The following is a 19,058-nucleotide window of genomic DNA, read 5'->3' as shown; positions in this document are numbered from 1 at the left end:
TGAGAGGAGCTGTCCTTAGTACGAGAGGACCGGGATGGACTGACCTCTGTTGGACCTGTTGGAGATCAACTCCAGTGCAGGGTAGGCATGTCGGGACTGGATAAACGCTGAAGGCATCTAAGCGTGAAGCCACCCTCAAGATGAGATATCCCATCGTTAAGAGTAAGACCCCTTGAAGACTACGAGGTAGATAGGGCTAAGCTGTAAGTGCTGTAAAGCATTCAGGTGATAGTTACTAATAGGTCGAGGGCTTGTCCAAAAAGGCTGGAAAGGTTAGAGGTTTAGATGGATTACTGAGAATGATTCATAAATGGTATGCTGTTTTGAAGGTACGGTTAAATATTTTATGATGTTTTCAAAACTCTGGTTCATTTGAATCAGAGTTTTTTATTGCTATGCTGCAAATAGACGTTTTACTGAAACCCATGTCCTTTGGGGAGTGTATTGTCAGGTTTTTGTACCGTCCTCGGTGGTGCTGTATTATTTAATTTAGTCATAGACGATTCCTTATAAGAAGGATACATCTTTATATATTTTCTATATTTTGCCACGTGCTTTATAATTCAATCAGATGTGAGTACTCTATGAAAACATAATTTGATTTAAAAGGTTTAAATAAGATGTACAGAAATTTTGATGCATTTTTTTAGAGTTGATTGATTTATAAAGGAGAAACTATATGAGGAAATTTAAGACTGTATTTATGCGTGGTGGTACGTCTAAGGGATGTCTTTTTAAGAAAGAGGATCTTCCGTCTGACAGAGCTGAATGGGATGATATCTTCCTTGAGGTAATGGGAAGCCCTGATCCTAAACAGATTGATGGTATGGGAGGAACTGTATCGTCAAACAATAAGATCGTTATAATCTGGAAATCCGAAAAAAAAGATGTAGACATTGAATATCTGGTTGGACAAGTCATTGTTGGAAAACGCCAGGTCGATTATAAATCTAATTGTGGAAACATGACTGCTGCTGTTCCTGCATTCTGCGTTGAAGAAGGTATGGTTGAAATTAAGGAACCGGTTACTACAGTTCGAATGCTTAATAAGAACACTGACAAGTATATCAATGTTGATGTTCCTATTGATCCCGAAACTCATACCTTTGCACAGGATGGAGATTGCGAAATAGCCGGTGTAGACGGAACCGCTGCTGAATTAAAGGTTGATTTTTTGAATCCTGCAGGTGCAAAAACAGGAAAGCTTCTACCTACCGGTAATGTAGTGGATGTTTTGGATATTCAGGGTTTTGGAAAAATCGAATCAACCATAATTGATGTATCAAATCCTATTGTACTTGTAAAAGCTGAAGATCTGGGCATGAAAGGAACAGAGCTTCCGGAAGAAATTAACTCAAATAAAGACGTAATGGAAACCTTGGAGAAAATTCGTGGGACTGCTTGTGTGATGATGGGCTTTGCAAAAGATCTTAAAGAAGCAACAGATAATCAGCCTGGTGTTCCAAAAGTTGGATTCGTAACTGTACCTAAAAGCTTTAAAGACATGGAAGAAAAAAATGTTGACGCTTCAAAAATGGATATCTGTGCCAGAGTGATTTCTGTTTTTAAATGTCATAAAGCAATACCGCTTACTGCCGCAAGTTCTGTATCAACTGCTGCTTTCTTAGAAGGAACTATCGTAAATAAAATAGCTCCTGTAAAAGACGGGCAGAATACTGTTCGTATCGGTCACCCAAGCGGAATTATGACCATGGTCCCAACTGTAATAAAAGAGGGAAATGATCCGGCCGGTTATAAAGTGCCGGGTGTGGCTGTCCAGAGAACTGCAAGACGTATCATGGACTGTTATGTTTATATAAGAAATTAATATGCTATGACTTTGCCGAGACAATCATAGGCTGAACGCAGGCTTCAGCCATATTGAATGTCTCGGCTAAACTTTTAGCGGACACATCAAAATATTATATTTATTAGCATATAATCTATAGATATCTTCTATTATCTATTCTAAAATAAGAACCAGCGATTCTAAGAGAAGTTTAGTCTTTCTTTATATACCAGTCATGCAGCTTTGTTTATTTCTGACGGCACATATTTCATGAGGAGAAGATATTCTATGGATTTCAGAGAATTGACATATATCACCGCAGTTGCAGATTATCGTTCTGTTACGGAAGCTGCAAAAAGACTTTATATATCCCAGCCTTCCTTAAGCTATATAATTTCCAAGGTTGAAGAAGACATGGGAGTGAAACTGTTTGACAGAAAAACAAATCCTATAAGCCTTACTTATGCCGGGGAAAGATACGTAAAAACCGCAAGGCAGATACTTGTTTTGAAGGATAATTTGAGACGTGAGTTATCTGACATAGGTCACGGTCAAAAGGGACGTATAAATATTGGTATACCCACCGAAAGAGCGGGATATATGCTTCCTAAGCTTATAGGCAGATTCAGAGAGATATATCCAAATGTAGAAATATATCTTCAGGAGTCAAAATCGGAAGAAATCATAAACAATCTGATGAATGACAAAATAGCTTTTTGTGTTTTGCCGGGAGGTGATGATCATTTACCGCCTGGGGTCAGAACAGAATACATTTATACAGAGAGGCTTTTTCTTGTTACTTCAAAAGATATGATTGCTTCAGAATTGATAAAAGATTCTTCATCAGAGGGAGCATATCCTCGAGTTGATTTTAAAAAATTATCGGAGCTTCCATTTATTATTTTGAAGAGAGGACAGTATATCAGGAGAAAAGTTGACGCAATCTTTAAGAGGTTTGATTTCATACCAAAGGAAGTTATGGAGGTATCCAGCTGTATATCAGCTACTCAACTTGCTAGTTCAGGACTTGGCATAACTATTGTGCCGGAGAGAGCAATTGAGCCTTTTAAAAATCCGGATTTCAATGTCTACAATTTTAGTGATGAAGAAGATTCCTGGGATGTAAATGTGGTATATAAAGATGGAATTTATCTTGACGAGGCAGAACGAGCACTTATAAAAACCATGAAGGAAGCATTTGCTGACAAGGCTGTTCACAGATGACAGGTAAATCTATCTTATACAATGACGCCGTTTTTGCCGTGTAATCTGGCACTCGGATGCAGATTATTTGGCTTGATAAATATGATGAAAACAAAAGGTATTTGAAAAGAGAATAATTGGAACTAGATAGAAAACTCTATATAAAAACCATATAATTCCATATATTTTACTTATGAGTATAGCATCTTTATAATCGAATCAAAGGTTATAAAGATGCTGTTTTTGTACTTGGAAATTATTATTCAAATAGGTTGATATATTTGTAGAAGACTATAACGAGAAGCATATGCTTATATAGGAGGAGCGGGATATGGTTAAATTAACAGAGTATGGGGTTTTTTTGGATGATGCATATAATGTGGTTTCTGCCGAGGATGATGTAAGAAGAATTGAGGAAGGCCGCAAGAAAACCATGTCTTACAGGATTCTGGAAAAACATAACCACAGCGGAAATATGAAGCAGTTAAAATTAAAGTTTGATTGCATGGTTTCTCCTGATAACAACTATGTAAATATTCTGCAGACGGCTAAAGCTTCAGGACTTAAAAAATTTCCCGTGCCATATGTATTATCCAATTGCCATAATACTTTGTGTTCTGTTGGCGGAACCATACTTGAGGACGATCATGCATTTGGATTATCAAATGCAAAGAAATACGGAGGCATTTTCCTTCCGCCATACAGAGGAGTACTGCATCAGTATATGCGTGAAATGATGGCGGGCGGGGAAAAGATGATCCTGGGTTCAGACTCCCATACCAGATACGGCGCCCTCGGTACAATGGGTATCGGAGAAGGCGGAGGAGAACTCGTAAAACAGCTGGTTGGACAGACTTACGATATAGCTTATCCGAAGGTCGTAGGCATAAAGCTCATGGGTAAACCTAAGCCGGGTGTGGGCCCTATGGATGTGGCGCTTGCTCTGATTTCAAAAACATTTGCCAATGGATTCAGCAAAAATAATGTTCTTGAGTTTGTTGGCCCCGGTATAGCCAATCTGTCGATGGAATTCCGAATGGGCATCGATGTTATGACAACTGAATCTGCGGCTCTTAGTTCTGTTTGGGAAACAGATGAGAAGACAGAACAATACCTGGCTGAGCATGGAAGGGATAGGGAGTATAAGTGCCTCCGAACCGAAGAAGGTGCCTACTATGATAAGTTCATCGAAATAGACATGGATAATGTTGAGCCCATGATCGCATTGCCTTTCCATCCATCACACGCTATGCCTATACGTGAATTCAAGACTGACATGGCAAATATATTGAAAGAGATTGAAGCAGAAGGCAACAGGATAAAAGGTGATCATGGCGAACCCTTTATAATCATGAACCATATGAAAGAGGGAGAATTTTATCCGGATCAGGCATTGGTATCAGGCTGTGCAGGCGGTCTTTTCGAGAATATTGTGGCAGTTGCGGACATTTTGAAATCAGGTAATGATGGGGATATCTACGGAATCCGAGGGAATAAACTGAATCTCCATGTGAATCCTGCGTCCCTCCCGGTAATGGAAGATCTGATGACGAAAGGAATAGGCTCAGAACTTGCAGTCTCGGGCGTGACCATGCGCCCCTGCATATGCGGACCATGTTTCGGTGTAACCGACGCACCTGCTGACAATCAGATTTCAATAAGACATGTAACACGTAATTACCCGAACAGAGAAGGCAGCAAACCCGGACAGGGACAGATGGCTGCAGTCTGCCTTATGGATGCGCGTTCTATAGCCGCAACAGTAAGAAACGGTGGAAAACTTACCGGAGCGGATGAGCTTACTGACGTTGAATATCGTGAACTTAAGCACACATTCAACAAAAAGATATACGAAAAACAGGTATTTGATAATTACGGACACGAGAATCCTTCAGAAGAACTGGTTAAAGGACCTAATATCGCCGACTGGCCGGAGATGGCACCGCTTAAGGATCATATCCTTCTGAAAGTTGCAGGATCCTATAAAGGATCTGTCACAACAGATGAACTTATCCCTTCCGGAGAAGCCAGCTCTTACAGATCTAACCCGGAAAAGATATCCGACTTCACCATGATTTCCAGAGACCCTGATTATGTTGGCAGAGCAAAAGCCCTTAGAATGATAGAAGCAGCTTTAAACCTTGACAGCAAAGCCGGCAATATAACCCTTGGCTCCATCATGATCTCCGATCAGATAGGAGACGGCTCCAGCCGCGAACAGGCAGCCTCCTGCCAGAAAGTCCTCGGAGGATTTGCCAACCTGGCCAACGAATACTCAACAAAACGCTACAGAAGCAACCTGATCAACTGGGGTATCCTGCCACTTCGTACTGAAGAACCTCTGGACATACCCGTCGGAACATATCTCTTTATTTCGGACATAAAAGAAATACTGAGCTGCGGTCGGAACGAAGTTGAGATACTAATACTGAATGAAAAATTCGACATCTATACAGAAAAAGACGTAATAAACCTAGACCTCAGTGAAATCAAAAGCTATGTCATAAAGACCATAAAAGCAACACTGGACGTATTAACTGAAGAGGAAAGAAACATACTTTTGGCAGGTTGCTTGATTAATCATTATAAAGGAAATTAATATCTCATTCGATTTATAAGTTTAGGACATAATCAACTGACATCCATTTGATACAATAAAACAAGTGGGGACGATTCTCGCCAGAGAACCGTCCCTTGCATTTTCTGACCCATTTCATAATGAATAACAACTCCCAGGTTATATAACTCATTCCAAAAAATAATAAAGGACACGCTTGACATGTCCTTAAAGGAGGTATATCATTAGACACATAAGAAAAAGGACACAACAAACAAGTCCTAAATAATCCACGAAGTCAAAGTTGAGTCTTCAATTCATTTAAAGACGAGATACAAATATAAATGATTCAAGACCCGATAAAATGACAAAATACTAAAGCATTGGGGCGGGAGGTAAACTATGAGAGCAACAGATGATAAGGCAATGAAGACAGTAACATTCTTTATGGGCGACGGTATCGGACCTGAGATTTCGGATTCAGTATTTGCAGTATTCCAGGCTGCTCATGTTCCCGTTAAGTTTGATATATACAATGTCGGTGAAGCAGAGTACAACAGAAACGGCAAGCTCATCCCGGACGAGGCATTTGCATCCTTCGAGAAGACAAAGGTTCTTTTAAAGAGCCCTATCACAACACCGGTTGGAAAGGGATTCCGTTCACTGAACGTAACCATGAGAAAGAAGTATGATCTTTATGCAAACTTCAGACCTGCAAAGTCAAATCCGGCAGTTGCTACACCATTCCCTAACACAGATATCGTAACATTCCGTGAGAATACAGAAGACCTTTACGCAGGGATCGAAGAGAAGATTTCCGACAATGAGATGCACAGCATCAAGGTTATCACAAAAGATAAGTCCGAGAGGATCTGCCGCTCAGCATTTGAATATGCAAGAGCTAACGGTCGTAAGAAGGTAACCTGCATACACAAGGCTAACATCATGAAGCTTACAGACGGACTTTTCCTTCACGTATTTGAAGATGTTGCCAAGGATTATCCGGACATCATTGCAGACAACATGATCGTTGATGCATGTGCCATGAACCTGGTTCTTGATCCTACAAAGTTTGACGTTCTTGTAACTGAGAACCTTTACGGAGATATCCTTACAGACCTTACTTCAGGTCTCATCGGTGGCGTAGCACTCATGCCTTCAGCAAATGTAGGAACAGATATGGCAATGTTTGAAGCGGTTCACGGATCAGCTCCTGATATCGCAGGAAAGAATATCGCTAACCCTACAGCATTCCTTTGGTCAGCATGCATGATGCTTGATCATATCGGATTAAGTGATTACGCAGATCTTATTAAGACTGCTATCAGCAATGTTATGAACGCAGGTGTTCACACTACAAAGGATATCGGCGGAAATGCAAGTACAACAGAGTATACAGATGCGCTGATCAGCGAGATCAATAAGCTGATCGCAATGGCAGCCTGAGTTTTCAGAACTTTTCATTCGAAAAAGGGGTACAGAACTCCCGAGACTCCAACAAAATACAACGAATAAACCGGGCAGGAGGAATTTTTCCTCCTGCTCGATTTTTTGTGATAAGACTGTCACTCTCGTATATTATTGTGTTTTTGAGAGCACACAACATATAATGGAATAGGAAAAAGATAATTATATTAAGGAAAATGTATATTTATGAATACTAATTCATCCAGAAAAAACAATATGCCTTTTGCGGACATCGTGCAAAAATCGGGACTTGTCATAGCTCTCATCCTTGTGATCATTATCCTGTATTTTGATTACAACAGTTTTCAGACTTACAGCAATGTTCTTATAAAGCAGCAGGAGACAGAGCTTCTTTCCATAGCCCGTATCGTGGGTGACAACCTCAATAACTTCCTTAATCAGGAAAGAGACAAGATAGACGTAACTTTTTCCAAAGAGTGCAATGATCTTTCCGAAGTGCATGATAGAAACAAATACCTTCTTGATGACAGTTTTCCGCTTTACAAAGGGTATGTTCTTATAGATAAGAATTCTAATATCGTGGATCTCGTCATGCCCGGAGGAAGGGACTCCTATCGAGAAGACCGATTGATAAGCGGAGCAAAAAAATACAGTCTTGAAAAAAACTACAGAGCTGAAATTGTAGGAAAAAACTATGACCCTAAAGAAGGCGAATTTGCCTTGTATTTAAAGAAATCAATACGCGTTTCCGGTAATCCTTACACGGCTGTTTATGCTTTGGATTTGACTGAAATCTATAACAGAATCATTAAACCTGTGCGTATAAACGGAGGCGGATATATCTACATTAAGGATACAGAGAACACAATAATCATGCATCCCGTAAAGGAAGAGATAGGGACCACCGGCTTTCAATCGATATATGAAAATACTACCGGAGATCCAACTGCTTTTGACGACATGTTCCGGTGGAACAGTATTCAGAAAAGAGATGCGGAAGGATTTGATGTAATTAATATCTATACAAGGGATAATGAAGTAATAAATCCCGAAACCGTTATCGGAGCATTTACAAAATTATATATCCAGAACGAAGAGTGGACAGTTACGGCCATTCTTCCCATGGAGGTTTTGTCTCAGCCCTTAAATCAATTTCTCTCAATTTTCCTTATCATTACGCTTATTATGTTTATGATAGCCATAATCGGAACGGCGGTGGTTATGAACATCATAAGACAAAACAGAGAGATAAATTATCTCCGTGAAATTAACAGCGGCATGGAGATGATTCAGAAGCAAAGTGACGAAATAAGAAACTATCAAAGGATACAGTCACTTGGAATGATGTCCAGCCATATCGCTCATGAGTTTAACAATTTTCTGACACCGGTAATGGTCTACGTAGATCTCCTTGAGTCGGACCCGGATATTTCTGAAGAAAATCATGAGCTTTTGAAGCAAATGTCTACATCTCTCGATCAGGCAAAGCAGTTATCTACTGATCTTCTCAGTTTTGCGAGACAGGATACCGGGGCAAAGCTTAATTACATGGATCTGCGGGATGAGACCGAAAAAGCTGTGAATATGGTGAAACGTCTGACACCCCACAAGATAAAATTTGAAAGTGAGATCACGGATGAAGACATTCATCTCTATGGCAGAAACGGAAGCATTGAGCATATTTTGCTTAATCTTTGTAAAAATGCTTTCGATGCCATGGAAAATTCTGAAGAGAGATTACTCAGGGTGACTTTGAAAAAAGAAACTGATGAGGCAATCCTGACGGTGTCGGATACCGGATGCGGAATACCGAATGAAACCATCGAAAGGATTTACGAGCCCTTCTACACTACCAAGGGCAGCAGACAGGGTACAGGTCTTGGTCTTTCGGTAGTGAGGAATACTGTTACTTCCATGGGAGGAAGGATGAATGTAAAGAGCAGCAATAAAGGCACAACCTTTACGATTCATTTCCCTGTTAAGGAATATGAACAGGCTAAGACTCTCAACAGGCTGGCAGCTATCAGGCGTATCGCCATAATTCACAATAAACGCATGAACCTTAAAAGAATTGATGAGATATTCAAAGGCAGTAAATACCTGATAGAATATTTCGATCATCCGGCTGCGGTCATATCTATTATCCAGAGAAATAAGCATTATTTCGGAATGGTCATTTCTTCTTATCACACTCCTATAATGAACGGAGTTGAAACCCTGAATATCATAAGAAGTCTTAACCCGGAAATAAGACTTATACTGACGAGTCAGGAAAAACTGACTGAGTTTGAGTGGTATCTTAACAACGGATATTTTGACCGTCATATAACTCTGGAGGATCTTTATAAAGAACTGAGTCTTCTTATATCATCAGATCCTTTAAATCTACCCGGAGCAACCGGAGAGTAACCCTCTGTTAGTTTTATGACAAAACTGTCATTGTTAAATGTGCCCAAAATATTGCCTTGAAATGCGATAAAAAATATAATGTGCCTATAGGTTAAAGAACGAAAGGAGAAGTTCTATTATGAAAAAATCATTTTTAGGTACTGTCGCAATTATTGTGGCTATGTCAATGGCAGTTCTTACAGGTTGCGGATCATCCGGAACAACTGAGACTAAGGCTGCAGGCGGAGAGGCTAAGGCAGAGGCTGGTGGTGCTGCTGATGCAGGCGCTGCTGCAAGCGACTGGACCTGGGAGCGTAGCATTGAGATCGTTTGTCCTTGGGGAAAAGACGGTGGAGCTGATACAACACTCAGAGCATTTGCTACAGCTCTTGAGAAAGAAATCGGCGTTAAGGTTGATGTAAGCAATAAGTCAGGAGCAGGCGGAGTTACAGGTGTTCAGTTCGCATCTTCACAGCCGGCAGACGGATATACATATCTCCTCTGCACACAGTCACCTATGCTTGCTCAGATCACAGGCGCTACAGATTTCGATGTTTACGGTTCAATCAAGCCTCTTTGCCAGCTCGTAAATGACGTTAACGTATTCGTAGCAGGTAAGGATGAGCCATACAACAACATGGAAGAGCTCAAGGAGTACCTTAAGGCAAATCCTGGTTCTGTAAAGTGCGGCGTTATGGCTATCACAGGTCTTGATACAGCTTGCGTACAGGGTGTATTTGACGGCGAAGTTGAGGCTGTTGCTTATACAGAGGGTTCACAGCTCAATGCTGATATCGTTGGCGGACACATCAACCTTGGATGTGAGGGTCCTGCTGAGGTATCTGCAATGGTAGAGTCAGGCGACATGAAGGTTATCGGTGCTTGTACAGATAAGCCTCTTACACTTGCAGGTTGGGAGAATGTTCAGACAACTGCTGACATCAACAACGAGACAACTTATGGTCCTGCACGTGGTATCTTCTACATCCCTGGAACACCTGATGCAGCTATAAAGGCATTTGAGGCAGCTGCTGAGAAGGCTGTTGCATCTGATTCTTTCCAGGAGTTCTGCAAGCAGCAGGGTCTTGATCAGAGACAGGGCTGGCTCAATACAGCTGATTACACAGCTGAGTGGGATTCAGACTATCAGAACCTCACAGCTCTCTTTGGTACTAAGTAATTCGGAATATTGGATTAATGAGTTAGGTTTGGTCGGGGGAACAAGTTATTTGTTTCCCCGATTTTCAAAAAGGGGGATTTATTTTGGTATCATTTTTTCAGCAGTTTTAATCATTGCAGGAATAGGACTTTTCGCGATGATCGGCGCTGATCCTGCAGCGGCAGCATCAGAGACAGAGCTTGGTGCGGCATTCTGGCCACAGATCATTCTCGCCATCATGATAGTTCTTTCAGTAGTAAATATCGTTACTTCACTTAAGAAGATGAAGGCAGACGGAAAGACTGTTACATCAGACATCGATGTTGCAGGTTTCTTTAAGAGCAAGCTTTTTATCGGTATTCTTAGGGGGGGATATTTTCGATTTTTCCACCGCAGGCGACTCGGTGTATCAGGGATGCCCCTCTGGTCTGCCTGTCCGGTTAGAAATTATGTGAAGTCCCTCACAATCTTAATATACTCCGTAGCATGATACGGCAGATAACTGTTCTTTCTGTATGCCGCAACAAAATTGATGGGAGTGCTTGGGTCACCCACGGAAAAAAACTTCAGCGGTTTGTCGAGCTTCATATGCTTCAGATGAGTCTCGGTAATGAAACAGACACCGTAATTCCTGGAAGCAAGCTCCGCTTCAGCACGGATATTACTGGTTTCCAAAATGATATTTGGAGTGACATGATGCTGCCGGAAAAGTCTGTCTACGATGGTTCTTGTACGCTGATTGGGATTCTGCATTATTACACCCTGCCCCTTTTCCTCAAGAAGCTTCAGATCCAGGTGTGGGTACCGGCATCCCTCCATGGGATAAGCCAGTTCACACAGAGGATTATCCGGAGACATTACCAGAACCATCTCCTCGCGGCTTATTATCTCGGTCTCAATGTTAGGATTGTCATCGGGCTGATTATATAACGCAAGGTCAATGTCACCGTTCAGGATCAATTCGTTAAGACGGCTGGAGCTGGCCTCGTGAATCTGGATTTTTACATTCGGATACAGACTGTGGAATATGGGAAGAGTGCAGGGCAGCATATAGGTTCCTCTCATGGCAGGGAAGCCCACATTAAGAAGACCTGAGTCATTCTTCAGAATGTCTCCGATTTCCTGATCCAGTTCTTTTTTTATGTTTAATATCTCTTTTGCTCTCGCAAGATACCTCTGCCCCACATAGGTCGGCACATATTTATTGCCGATACGGTTAAATAAAGGCTGCCCCACATAGGACTCGGTATTCTGCAAAAATCTGGAAAGCGAAGGCTGTGACAGAAAAAGAGCCTCCGACGCTTTCGAAATATTTCCGTATTTATCTATTGCAATTAAATATGTCAAATCCTTAAAATCCATAAGCACCTCCTGCCTTTTAATCATATCACCGGCAAAACTATACGTCCAATGCATACTTTTTATCGAATAAATGCATTGGATATATAAAAATACAAATGCTATTGTAAAGATACAGAAACAAATGCGCACTTGTTCATTGAAAACCTAACGAAATGTTGCTCATCATCCCCCGATGGGTAACATTTTCTGATCTGACTGTTTAGAGGCTGTGGCTTTAAGGAAGTGGCAGCAAAAAAGGAGATAATATGGGAAAGATGCAAGAAAGTGCGATGAAGCTGCCGGTTACTATCATCAGAGGCGGAACCAGCAAAGGCGTTTACATTCTTGAAAGTGACCTTCCGAAGGATAAAAGCGAGTGGGACAACATCCTTCTGAGACTTATGGGAAGTCCTGACAAAAAGCAGATAGACGGACTTGGAGGGTCACAGTCAGTAACAAGTAAGGTAGCTATCATAAAGAAGTCTGACAGACCTGATGCAGATGTTGATTACACCTTCGCTCAGGTATCGGTTGATAAGCCAATCGTAAGCTACAAAGGAAACTGCGGAAACATTTCTTCCGGTGTAGGACCCTTCGCAATTGAAAAGGGACTGGTTGAAGTAAAGGACGGAATGACAAGCGTTCGCGTCTTCAACACAAACACTGATAAGATCATTGAAGAGGAAGTTAAGACTGAAGACGGAGAAGTAGTTTATGACGGCGATTTCGCTATAGCCGGAGTTCCCGGAACAGCATCCCCCATAAAGCTTAAATTTATAGATCCGGCAGGAACCCTTGGAAAAGGACTTCTTCCTACAGGAAATGCTGTAGATGTCCTGGATGTTCCTGATTTCGGTAAGGTTGAGGTTTCCATCGTTGATGCAGCAAATCCTCTGGTATTTGTAAAGGCACAGAGCCTTGGCTTAAACGGCGGTGAGACACCTGATGACATTAACGGCGATGCTGAAAAGCTTGATCTTCTTGAAAAGGTAAGAGGTCTTGCGGCAGTAAAGCTTGGTCTCATCGATGATTATACAAAGTCAGCATGGGAGACACCGGGTATACCAAAGATGACCTTCGTTTCCGAAGCTGCGGATTATACAACCATGGATGGCAAGGAAATCAAGAAAGAAAACATTGACCTTCTTTCCAGAATGATGTCAATGCAGAAGGCTCATCCAAGCTATGCAATGACAGGTGCTATGTGCACAGCGGCAGCAGCTGTAGTTAAGGGAAGCGTTGTTAATAAGGTTCTCTCGGCAGACACAGATACACAGTTTATCCGTATAGGACACGCAAGCGGCATTCTTGAGTGCGGAGTTGACTATGCTGCAGATGCAGAAAAGCCGGGTGTACCAAAGATCGACGATACCTTTGGATTCAGAACTGCTAACTTCATTATGGAAGGTAATGCAGTCATAAGAGGCTGAAAAGAAAGACATAATAGTATAGAATAAAATTCTTCTGATTCCGGAAAACCGGACAAATCAGAAGTCAGGATAGTGATTCTTTGGACATATAACGTTTGGGATATTTGAATCTATGGTAGAGGCATTCAGCCTCGGAAAAATTTAGGAGATTTAGAAATGAATTTTGCATTGATTTCACTTGTAGTATTGGCTGTAGTAGTTGCAGTCGGATTTATCAAGAAGATAAATATCGGTTTCTTTTCAATCGGAGCAGCGTTCCTCCTTGGTCTGGCAGGAGAGATGTCAGCAAAGGATATTTCAAAGGGCTTTTCAAGCTCCATGTTTGTTACACTTGTAGGTGTTACCTTCTTCTTCGGAATGGCTTCACAGAATGGTACACTTGATCTTTTTTCCAAGAAAATCGTAGCTCTCGTAGGAAAGAGAACTTATCTTATACCGATTCTTATGTTTGCTCTTTCAGCATTCATCTCAGCTATCGGACCCGGACATATCGCAGCCGGAATCCTTATGACAACATTTGCTGTATATCTTGCATTTGAGCTTGATATCAATCCTATGGCTACCGCTCTTTATGCAAAGCTTGGTGCTAATGCAGGATGTGCTTCCACATTGTCCATGACGGGTATCCTTGCTAAGAACCTCAGTGAGCCTCTGGGATACACAGGATTTGGCACTCACCTTTTCCTTACAACACTTCTTTCAGGTTTCGTTTTCACACTTATTCTTTACATCTACTACAAGGGTTACAAGGTAAAGGGAGACAATCCTCTTAAGCTTTCGGATATTCCTGCATTTAACAGAGATCAGAAGATCACAGTTGCAGCTATCGTTATCATGGTTGTTGCATGTATCGGTTTCAAGCTTGACACAGGACTTTTTGCATTCGTTGCAGCTGCAGTACTTATCCTTCTCGGATGTGCAGACGAGAAGAAGGCTATTAAGTCAATCCCTTGGGGCACACTGATGCTCATCTGTGGTGTAGGCGTACTTGTAAATGTTATCGACAAGCTCGGCGGTATCACACTTGTATCAGATTTCTTAAGCTCACATATGAACCAGAGCACAGCAGCACCTATCATGGCAGCTACTTCAGGTATCCTTTCATGGGTAAGTTCAACAACCGGTGTTGTAATGCCTACACTTTATCCTATCTGTGACAACATTGTTAAGACATTCGGATCAAATGTAAGCTATGTAGAGCTTATATCAGCAGTTACAGCTACATCCTTTGCAGCAGCTATCAGCCCTCTTTCAACAGGTGGTGCGATCATCATGTCTTCTTACTCAGCAGCAAAGGAGACAACAACAGATGAGATGAACAAGATGTTCAAGACTCTTTTCTTCTTATCAGTAATGAACGTTGTAATCAACGTAATCATGGCTGCACTCGGTGTATTCAATCTCGGACATCTCTTCTATTAATTCCGGGTTCCTGACACAATAACAGCTTCATCATGAGAGATGAATAAAAAGTGCCGTTCCTACTCATAGGAAAATGTGGTAGGAACGGCATGTTTTTTCTCAAAAGCATAGGAAGATTGTATACAGGGCGGCGAAGGCAATAGGAAATGCCTATGGCCTTTATATCGATATATATATTTTACTAATATTCATATCTGAATTAATATATTTGCATAGATAATTGATGGCATAAAGCGGATTGCAGATTAAAAATGTGCTACAATAAACGTAAATTTACTATTGAAAGCCACATCGGAATTGTGCAATGTGCATATGTCTATGGATTTTCAAAAACGTATATTTTAACCCATAAGGGCACTATTAAGGAGGTTTTATTATGGTCAAGCTTCATGAAGGCGGCGTATATCTCGTAAACGGAAAAGAAATCGTTCCCGAGAAGGAAGCAGCCAAGGTAGAGCAGCTTACCGGCAAGGCTGCAGACAAGGCAGAGGCAAAGAAGGGTACTATTGCGTATGGTATCATGAAGTCTCACAATACCAATTCAAACATGGATGATCTCAAGATCAGGTTTGATGCAATGGTATCACATGATATCACTTATGTAGGTATCATCCAGACAGCAAGAGCTTCAGGAATGGAGAAGTTCTCGCTTCCATATGTTCTTACATGTTGCCACAATTCACTTTGCGCAGTTGGCGGTACTATCAATGATGACGACCACTACTTCGGTCTTTCAGCTGCCAAGAAGTACGGCGGAATCTATGTTCCTCCTCACGTAGCAGTTTGTCACCAGTTCATGCGTGAGAAATTTGCAGGCGGCGGAAAAATGATCCTCGGATCTGACTCACATACACGTTACGGTGCTCTCGGAACCATGGCTATCGGTGAGGGCGGCGGAGAGCTTTCAAAGCAGCTCCTTCAGCAGACCTATGATGTTGCATACCCCGGCGTGGTTTGTGTTTACCTTACAGGAAAGCCTGCACCATTTGTAGGACCTCATGATATCGCACTTGCTATCGTTAAGGCAGTATTCAAGAATGGCTATGTAAAGAATAAGGTAATGGAGTTTGTAGGACCAGGCGTTTCATCTATGACAACAGACTACAGAAACGGCATAGATGTTATGACAACCGAGACAACATGTCTTTCATCAGTTTGGAGAACAGATGATGATACCAAGGCATATCTTGCAAAGCATGGTCGTGCAGATGAGTTCAAGGAACTGAATCCTGCGGAGGTTGCATACTATGATGGCTGCGTAGAGATCGATCTTTCGGAGATCCGTCCTATGATCGCGCTTCCTTTCCATCCTTCCAATGCTTACGAGATCACAGAGCTCTACGACAATCTTGAGGACATTCTTCGTGAGACAGAGAAGGCAGCTGATAAGGTTGCTGAAGGAAGAGCACATTTTACTCTTCTTGATAAGATCACTAAGGATGGCAAGCTTCAGGTTCAGCAGGGTATCATCGCAGGCTGTGCCGGCGGTAACTATACAAACGTTGTTGAGGCTGCCCATGCTCTTAAGGACAAGAATATCGGTGACGGTGAGTTCTATCTCAGCGTATATCCTTCATCACAGCCTGTATATACAGACCTTGACCGTAAGGGACTTCTTGCAGATCTTATGGATGCCGGTGCTATCATCCGTTCAGCATTCTGCGGACCTTGCTTCGGTGCCGGTGATACACCTGCCAACAATGCTCTTTCAATTCGTCATACAACCCGTAACTTCCCTAACCGTGAAGGTTCAAAGCCGGGTAACGGACAGATGTCAGCAGTATGTCTCATGGATGCCCGTTCAATCGCGGCTACTGCAGCTAACAAGGGTATCCTTACATCAGCTGAAGAGCTTGATTGCTGGGGCGATATCCCTGAGTACAACTACGATGACAAGGCTTACAGAAACAGACTGTATCAGGGCGTAGGTGAAGCTAAGCTTGATACAGAGCTTCGTTTCGGACCTAACATCAAGGATTGGCCTGAGCAGGAGGAGATGACAGACAATATTCTCCTTAAGGTTGCATCAAAGATACTTGATCCTGTAACAACAACTGATGAGCTTATCCCTTCAGGTGAGACTTCATCTTACAGATCAAATCCTCTCGGACTTGCTGAGTTCACACTTTCAAGAAGAGATCCTCAGTATGTTGGAAAGGCTAAGGCTGTAAGAGATCTTGAGGCTGAGCGTAAGAACGGAAATGTTCCTGCAGAGATAGCTGATGTATTCAAGGTTATCAACACAATTCCGGGTCAGCAGAATGTTAATGCTGCTGACGTAGAGATAGGTTCCACAATTTACGCCAACAAGCCGGGCGACGGATCTGCACGTGAGCAGGCTGCTTCCTGCCAGAGAGTTCTCGGAGCTCTTGCAAACATCACTCAGGAGTATGCTACAAAGAGATACAGATCCAACTGTATGAACTGGGGTATGGTTCCGTTCCATCTCAAGGGCGAGCCTGACAAGTTCGAGGTAGATGATTACATCTATGTTCCCGGTATAAAGAAGGCTCTTCAGGATAACAAGCTTGATGACATCAAGGCATACGTTATCAAGGACGGAAAGGCTACAGAGATCGAGCTTTATGTTCTTCCTATGACAGAGAATGAGCGTCAGATCGTTCAGGACGGATGCCTCATCAACTACAACAAGTTTGGTCATAATAAATAATTGAAAATCATTTCACCGGGTACGGCATGAACCGGTCCGTACCTGAGTGATTTTGATAATTTTCATACCTCAAAAATGATATAGACAATAAGGAATGCCATCCCTGAAAACGGGATAGCATTCCTATTTTTTTGGGGGGTCAGACCCCCTTGCAAAATTCTTAACCTGACTGTTTTTTTCTCCGAAGCGCAAATAGGAAAAACCTATAAAAGCCATAATAATACAAATATTTTACTATAGAGCAAAGGTGATTTATTATAAAAATATAACAAATGAAAAGTTTATACTTCCGAGGCGCTAGGATATAATTACTAATAGTTAGGCGCATTTATAGCGCATCGGGATCGTGAAATAATAGCTGTTTCAAGGAGACGTTTTTGTCCACTTAAAATGAGCGTTATGAAAGAACTTTAATGTCGCAATTGTTTACGCGGGATCATTAAGCATCCTGCATCCAAGGAGGAAACTATGGAAATTAAGAAACCTGCTGTAGCGGGCACTATGGAATCCAGTGACTGCCAGGTAACAGTTGAGCCTGGTGATGGAAAGATCGATTTCACACTGGATTCTGCTGTAGCTCATCAGTTCGGAAACCAGATCCGTAAGGTGACACTGGAGACATTAGCAAATCTTGGCGTAGATAACGTAAAGATTTCTATCGTTGACAAGGGAGCGCTTGACTGCACAATTAAGGCTCGTATCGAGGGTGCAGTTTTCCGTTCAGTAGACCAGTACAAAGATTTACCATGGGGAGGTGCAATCAGATGATCGAGAATCCTAACAAGAAAAGATTAAGAAGATCCATGATGTTCCTGAATGCACAGAAGCCTTCACTTATCAAGGATCCGTACATTTACAAGATTGACTCCCTCATGCTTGACCTTGAGGATGCCGTAGCTGTTACTGCAAAGGATACAGCAAGATTTTCTCTTTATCACGCTCTTAAGACCATTGATTACAGAGGATCAGAGAGAGTAGTTCGTATCAACGGACTCGATACAGATCTTTGGGAAGAGGATATCCGTGTCTGCGTAGCAGGCGGAGCTGATGTTATCCGTATCCCTAAGACTGAGGATGCAGCTATGGTTCGTGCCGTAGAGGAAAAGATCGTTGCAGCTGAGGAAGAGTTCAACCGTGAGCCGGGATCAACTCTTATCATGTCAGCTCTCGAGTCCTGCAAGGGTGTTATGAATGCTTATGAAGTATGTACTTCATCAGACCGTATGATCGGTGTAGCTCTTTCAGGTGGTGACTATACAAAGGATCTTCAGACACGTATCACCGGAACAGGTGTAGAGCTCATGGGTGCCCGTCAGCAGATGATCATCGCGGCTCGTGCAGCAGGTGTTCAGTGTTTCGATACAGTATGGACCAATCTTGACGATATGGAAGGTTTCCGTAAGGAAGTTCAGATGATCCATGATATGGGATTTGACGGAAAGTCATGTATCAACCCACGTCAGATCGACATAGTTCATGATATTTATACCCCTACTCAGAAGGAGATCATCTTCTCAGAGAAGGTTATCAAGGAAATCGATGACAAGAAGGCTAAGGGCATCGGTGTATTCACTGTTGACGGAAAGATGATCGATATCGCTTTCTATGATGGTGCTAAGAGAAACATCATGCTTGCAAAGGCTGCCGGAGTTTATAAGGGGGATCTGTAA

Annotated in this window: 13 protein-coding genes and 1 rRNA gene; 13 read left to right on the top strand and 1 reads right to left on the bottom strand. The window is 42.0% G+C overall.

Annotated features, from left to right (window positions below):
* The 8 genes from T357_RS0105990 to T357_RS0105955 all read left to right on the top strand — a co-directional run.
* Positions 1 to 259: ribosomal RNA gene (locus T357_RS0105990) — 23S ribosomal RNA — on the top strand; the annotation flags it as partial.
* A 420-nt stretch (positions 260 to 679) separates the two neighbouring features.
* Complete coding sequence (locus T357_RS0105985) at positions 680 to 1,828, top strand: 2-methylaconitate cis-trans isomerase PrpF family protein (protein ID WP_031549738.1); 1,149 nt, start codon at positions 680 to 682, stop codon at positions 1,826 to 1,828.
* A 249-nt stretch (positions 1,829 to 2,077) separates the two neighbouring features.
* On the top strand, positions 2,078 to 3,013 hold the full coding sequence (locus tag T357_RS0105980) for a LysR family transcriptional regulator (RefSeq protein WP_049962308.1): 936 nt from the start codon (positions 2,078 to 2,080) through the stop codon (positions 3,011 to 3,013).
* A 310-nt stretch (positions 3,014 to 3,323) separates the two neighbouring features.
* The gene (locus tag T357_RS0105975) at positions 3,324 to 5,591 is read left to right on the top strand and encodes a hydratase (protein WP_031549734.1); all 2,268 of its coding nucleotides are present in this window, start codon (positions 3,324 to 3,326) and stop codon (positions 5,589 to 5,591) included.
* 360 nt (positions 5,592 to 5,951) lie between these two features.
* Positions 5,952 to 6,995, top strand: coding sequence for an isocitrate/isopropylmalate dehydrogenase family protein (locus T357_RS0105970; protein ID WP_242840066.1), 1,044 nt, complete (start codon positions 5,952 to 5,954; stop codon positions 6,993 to 6,995).
* A 207-nt stretch (positions 6,996 to 7,202) separates the two neighbouring features.
* Positions 7,203 to 9,386 (top strand): sensor histidine kinase, encoded by a 2,184-nt coding sequence (locus tag T357_RS0105965; RefSeq protein ID WP_031549732.1) that lies wholly within the window; start codon positions 7,203 to 7,205, stop codon positions 9,384 to 9,386.
* 118 nt (positions 9,387 to 9,504) lie between these two features.
* Positions 9,505 to 10,545, top strand: coding sequence for a Bug family tripartite tricarboxylate transporter substrate binding protein (locus T357_RS0105960; RefSeq protein WP_031549731.1), 1,041 nt, complete (start codon positions 9,505 to 9,507; stop codon positions 10,543 to 10,545).
* A 136-nt stretch (positions 10,546 to 10,681) separates the two neighbouring features.
* Positions 10,682 to 11,014, top strand: a complete 333-nt coding sequence (locus tag T357_RS0105955) for a hypothetical protein (RefSeq protein ID WP_155991263.1) — start codon at positions 10,682 to 10,684, stop codon at positions 11,012 to 11,014.
* Here T357_RS0105955 and T357_RS0105950 read toward each other — a convergent pair.
* Entirely contained in the window at positions 10,972 to 11,886 is a 915-nt protein-coding gene (locus T357_RS0105950) for a LysR family transcriptional regulator (RefSeq protein ID WP_031549729.1), read from the bottom strand. The two genes, T357_RS0105955 and T357_RS0105950, sit on opposite strands and share 43 nt — an antisense overlap.
* Before the next feature lie 245 nt (positions 11,887 to 12,131).
* Here T357_RS0105950 and T357_RS0105945 point away from each other — a divergent pair, with 245 nt between their 5' ends.
* From T357_RS0105945 to T357_RS0105925, 5 genes are all read left to right on the top strand, one after another.
* Positions 12,132 to 13,295 carry a 2-methylaconitate cis-trans isomerase PrpF family protein gene (locus tag T357_RS0105945; protein ID WP_031549728.1) on the top strand — a complete coding sequence of 388 codons (1,164 nt, stop codon included), beginning with the start codon at positions 12,132 to 12,134 and terminating at the stop codon, positions 13,293 to 13,295.
* 156 nt (positions 13,296 to 13,451) lie between these two features.
* Positions 13,452 to 14,717, top strand: coding sequence for an ArsB/NhaD family transporter (locus T357_RS0105940; RefSeq protein ID WP_031549727.1), 1,266 nt, complete (start codon positions 13,452 to 13,454; stop codon positions 14,715 to 14,717).
* Positions 14,718 to 15,093: 376 nt separating this feature from the next.
* Entirely contained in the window at positions 15,094 to 17,388 is a 2,295-nt protein-coding gene (locus tag T357_RS0105935) for a hydratase (RefSeq protein ID WP_031549726.1), read from the top strand.
* A 468-nt stretch (positions 17,389 to 17,856) separates the two neighbouring features.
* The gene (gene citD, locus T357_RS0105930) at positions 17,857 to 18,156 is read left to right on the top strand and encodes a citrate lyase acyl carrier protein (RefSeq protein WP_031549725.1); all 300 of its coding nucleotides are present in this window, start codon (positions 17,857 to 17,859) and stop codon (positions 18,154 to 18,156) included.
* Complete coding sequence (locus tag T357_RS0105925; protein WP_031549724.1) at positions 18,156 to 19,058, top strand: aldolase/citrate lyase family protein; 903 nt, start codon at positions 18,156 to 18,158, stop codon at positions 19,056 to 19,058. The genes citD and T357_RS0105925 overlap by 1 nt, the downstream gene beginning before the upstream one ends.

It is taken from the genome of Oribacterium sp. FC2011, from assembly GCF_000701645.1.
Lineage (GTDB): Bacteria > Bacillota > Clostridia > Lachnospirales > Lachnospiraceae > Oribacterium.
Note: the sequence above shows the minus strand (reverse complement) of the source record. Positions and strands in the feature narration are given on the sequence as shown.

Excerpts from the sequence above, each read along its gene's own strand:
- T357_RS0105985 (WP_031549738.1), top strand. The coding sequence starts at position 680 with ATGAGGAAATTTAAGACTGTATTTATGCGTGGTGGTACGTCTAAGGGA.
- T357_RS0105980 (WP_049962308.1), top strand. The coding sequence starts at position 2,078 with ATGGATTTCAGAGAATTGACATATATCACCGCAGTTGCAGATTATCGT.
- T357_RS0105975 (WP_031549734.1), top strand. The coding sequence starts at position 3,324 with ATGGTTAAATTAACAGAGTATGGGGTTTTTTTGGATGATGCATATAAT.
- T357_RS0105970 (WP_242840066.1), top strand. The coding sequence starts at position 5,952 with ATGAGAGCAACAGATGATAAGGCAATGAAGACAGTAACATTCTTTATG.
- T357_RS0105965 (WP_031549732.1), top strand. The coding sequence starts at position 7,203 with ATGAATACTAATTCATCCAGAAAAAACAATATGCCTTTTGCGGACATC.
- T357_RS0105960 (WP_031549731.1), top strand. The coding sequence starts at position 9,505 with ATGAAAAAATCATTTTTAGGTACTGTCGCAATTATTGTGGCTATGTCA.
- T357_RS0105955 (WP_155991263.1), top strand. The coding sequence starts at position 10,682 with ATGATCGGCGCTGATCCTGCAGCGGCAGCATCAGAGACAGAGCTTGGT.
- T357_RS0105950 (WP_031549729.1), bottom strand. The coding sequence starts at position 11,886 with ATGGATTTTAAGGATTTGACATATTTAATTGCAATAGATAAATACGGA.
- T357_RS0105945 (WP_031549728.1), top strand. The coding sequence starts at position 12,132 with ATGGGAAAGATGCAAGAAAGTGCGATGAAGCTGCCGGTTACTATCATC.
- T357_RS0105940 (WP_031549727.1), top strand. The coding sequence starts at position 13,452 with ATGAATTTTGCATTGATTTCACTTGTAGTATTGGCTGTAGTAGTTGCA.
- T357_RS0105935 (WP_031549726.1), top strand. The coding sequence starts at position 15,094 with ATGGTCAAGCTTCATGAAGGCGGCGTATATCTCGTAAACGGAAAAGAA.
- citD (WP_031549725.1), top strand. The coding sequence starts at position 17,857 with ATGGAAATTAAGAAACCTGCTGTAGCGGGCACTATGGAATCCAGTGAC.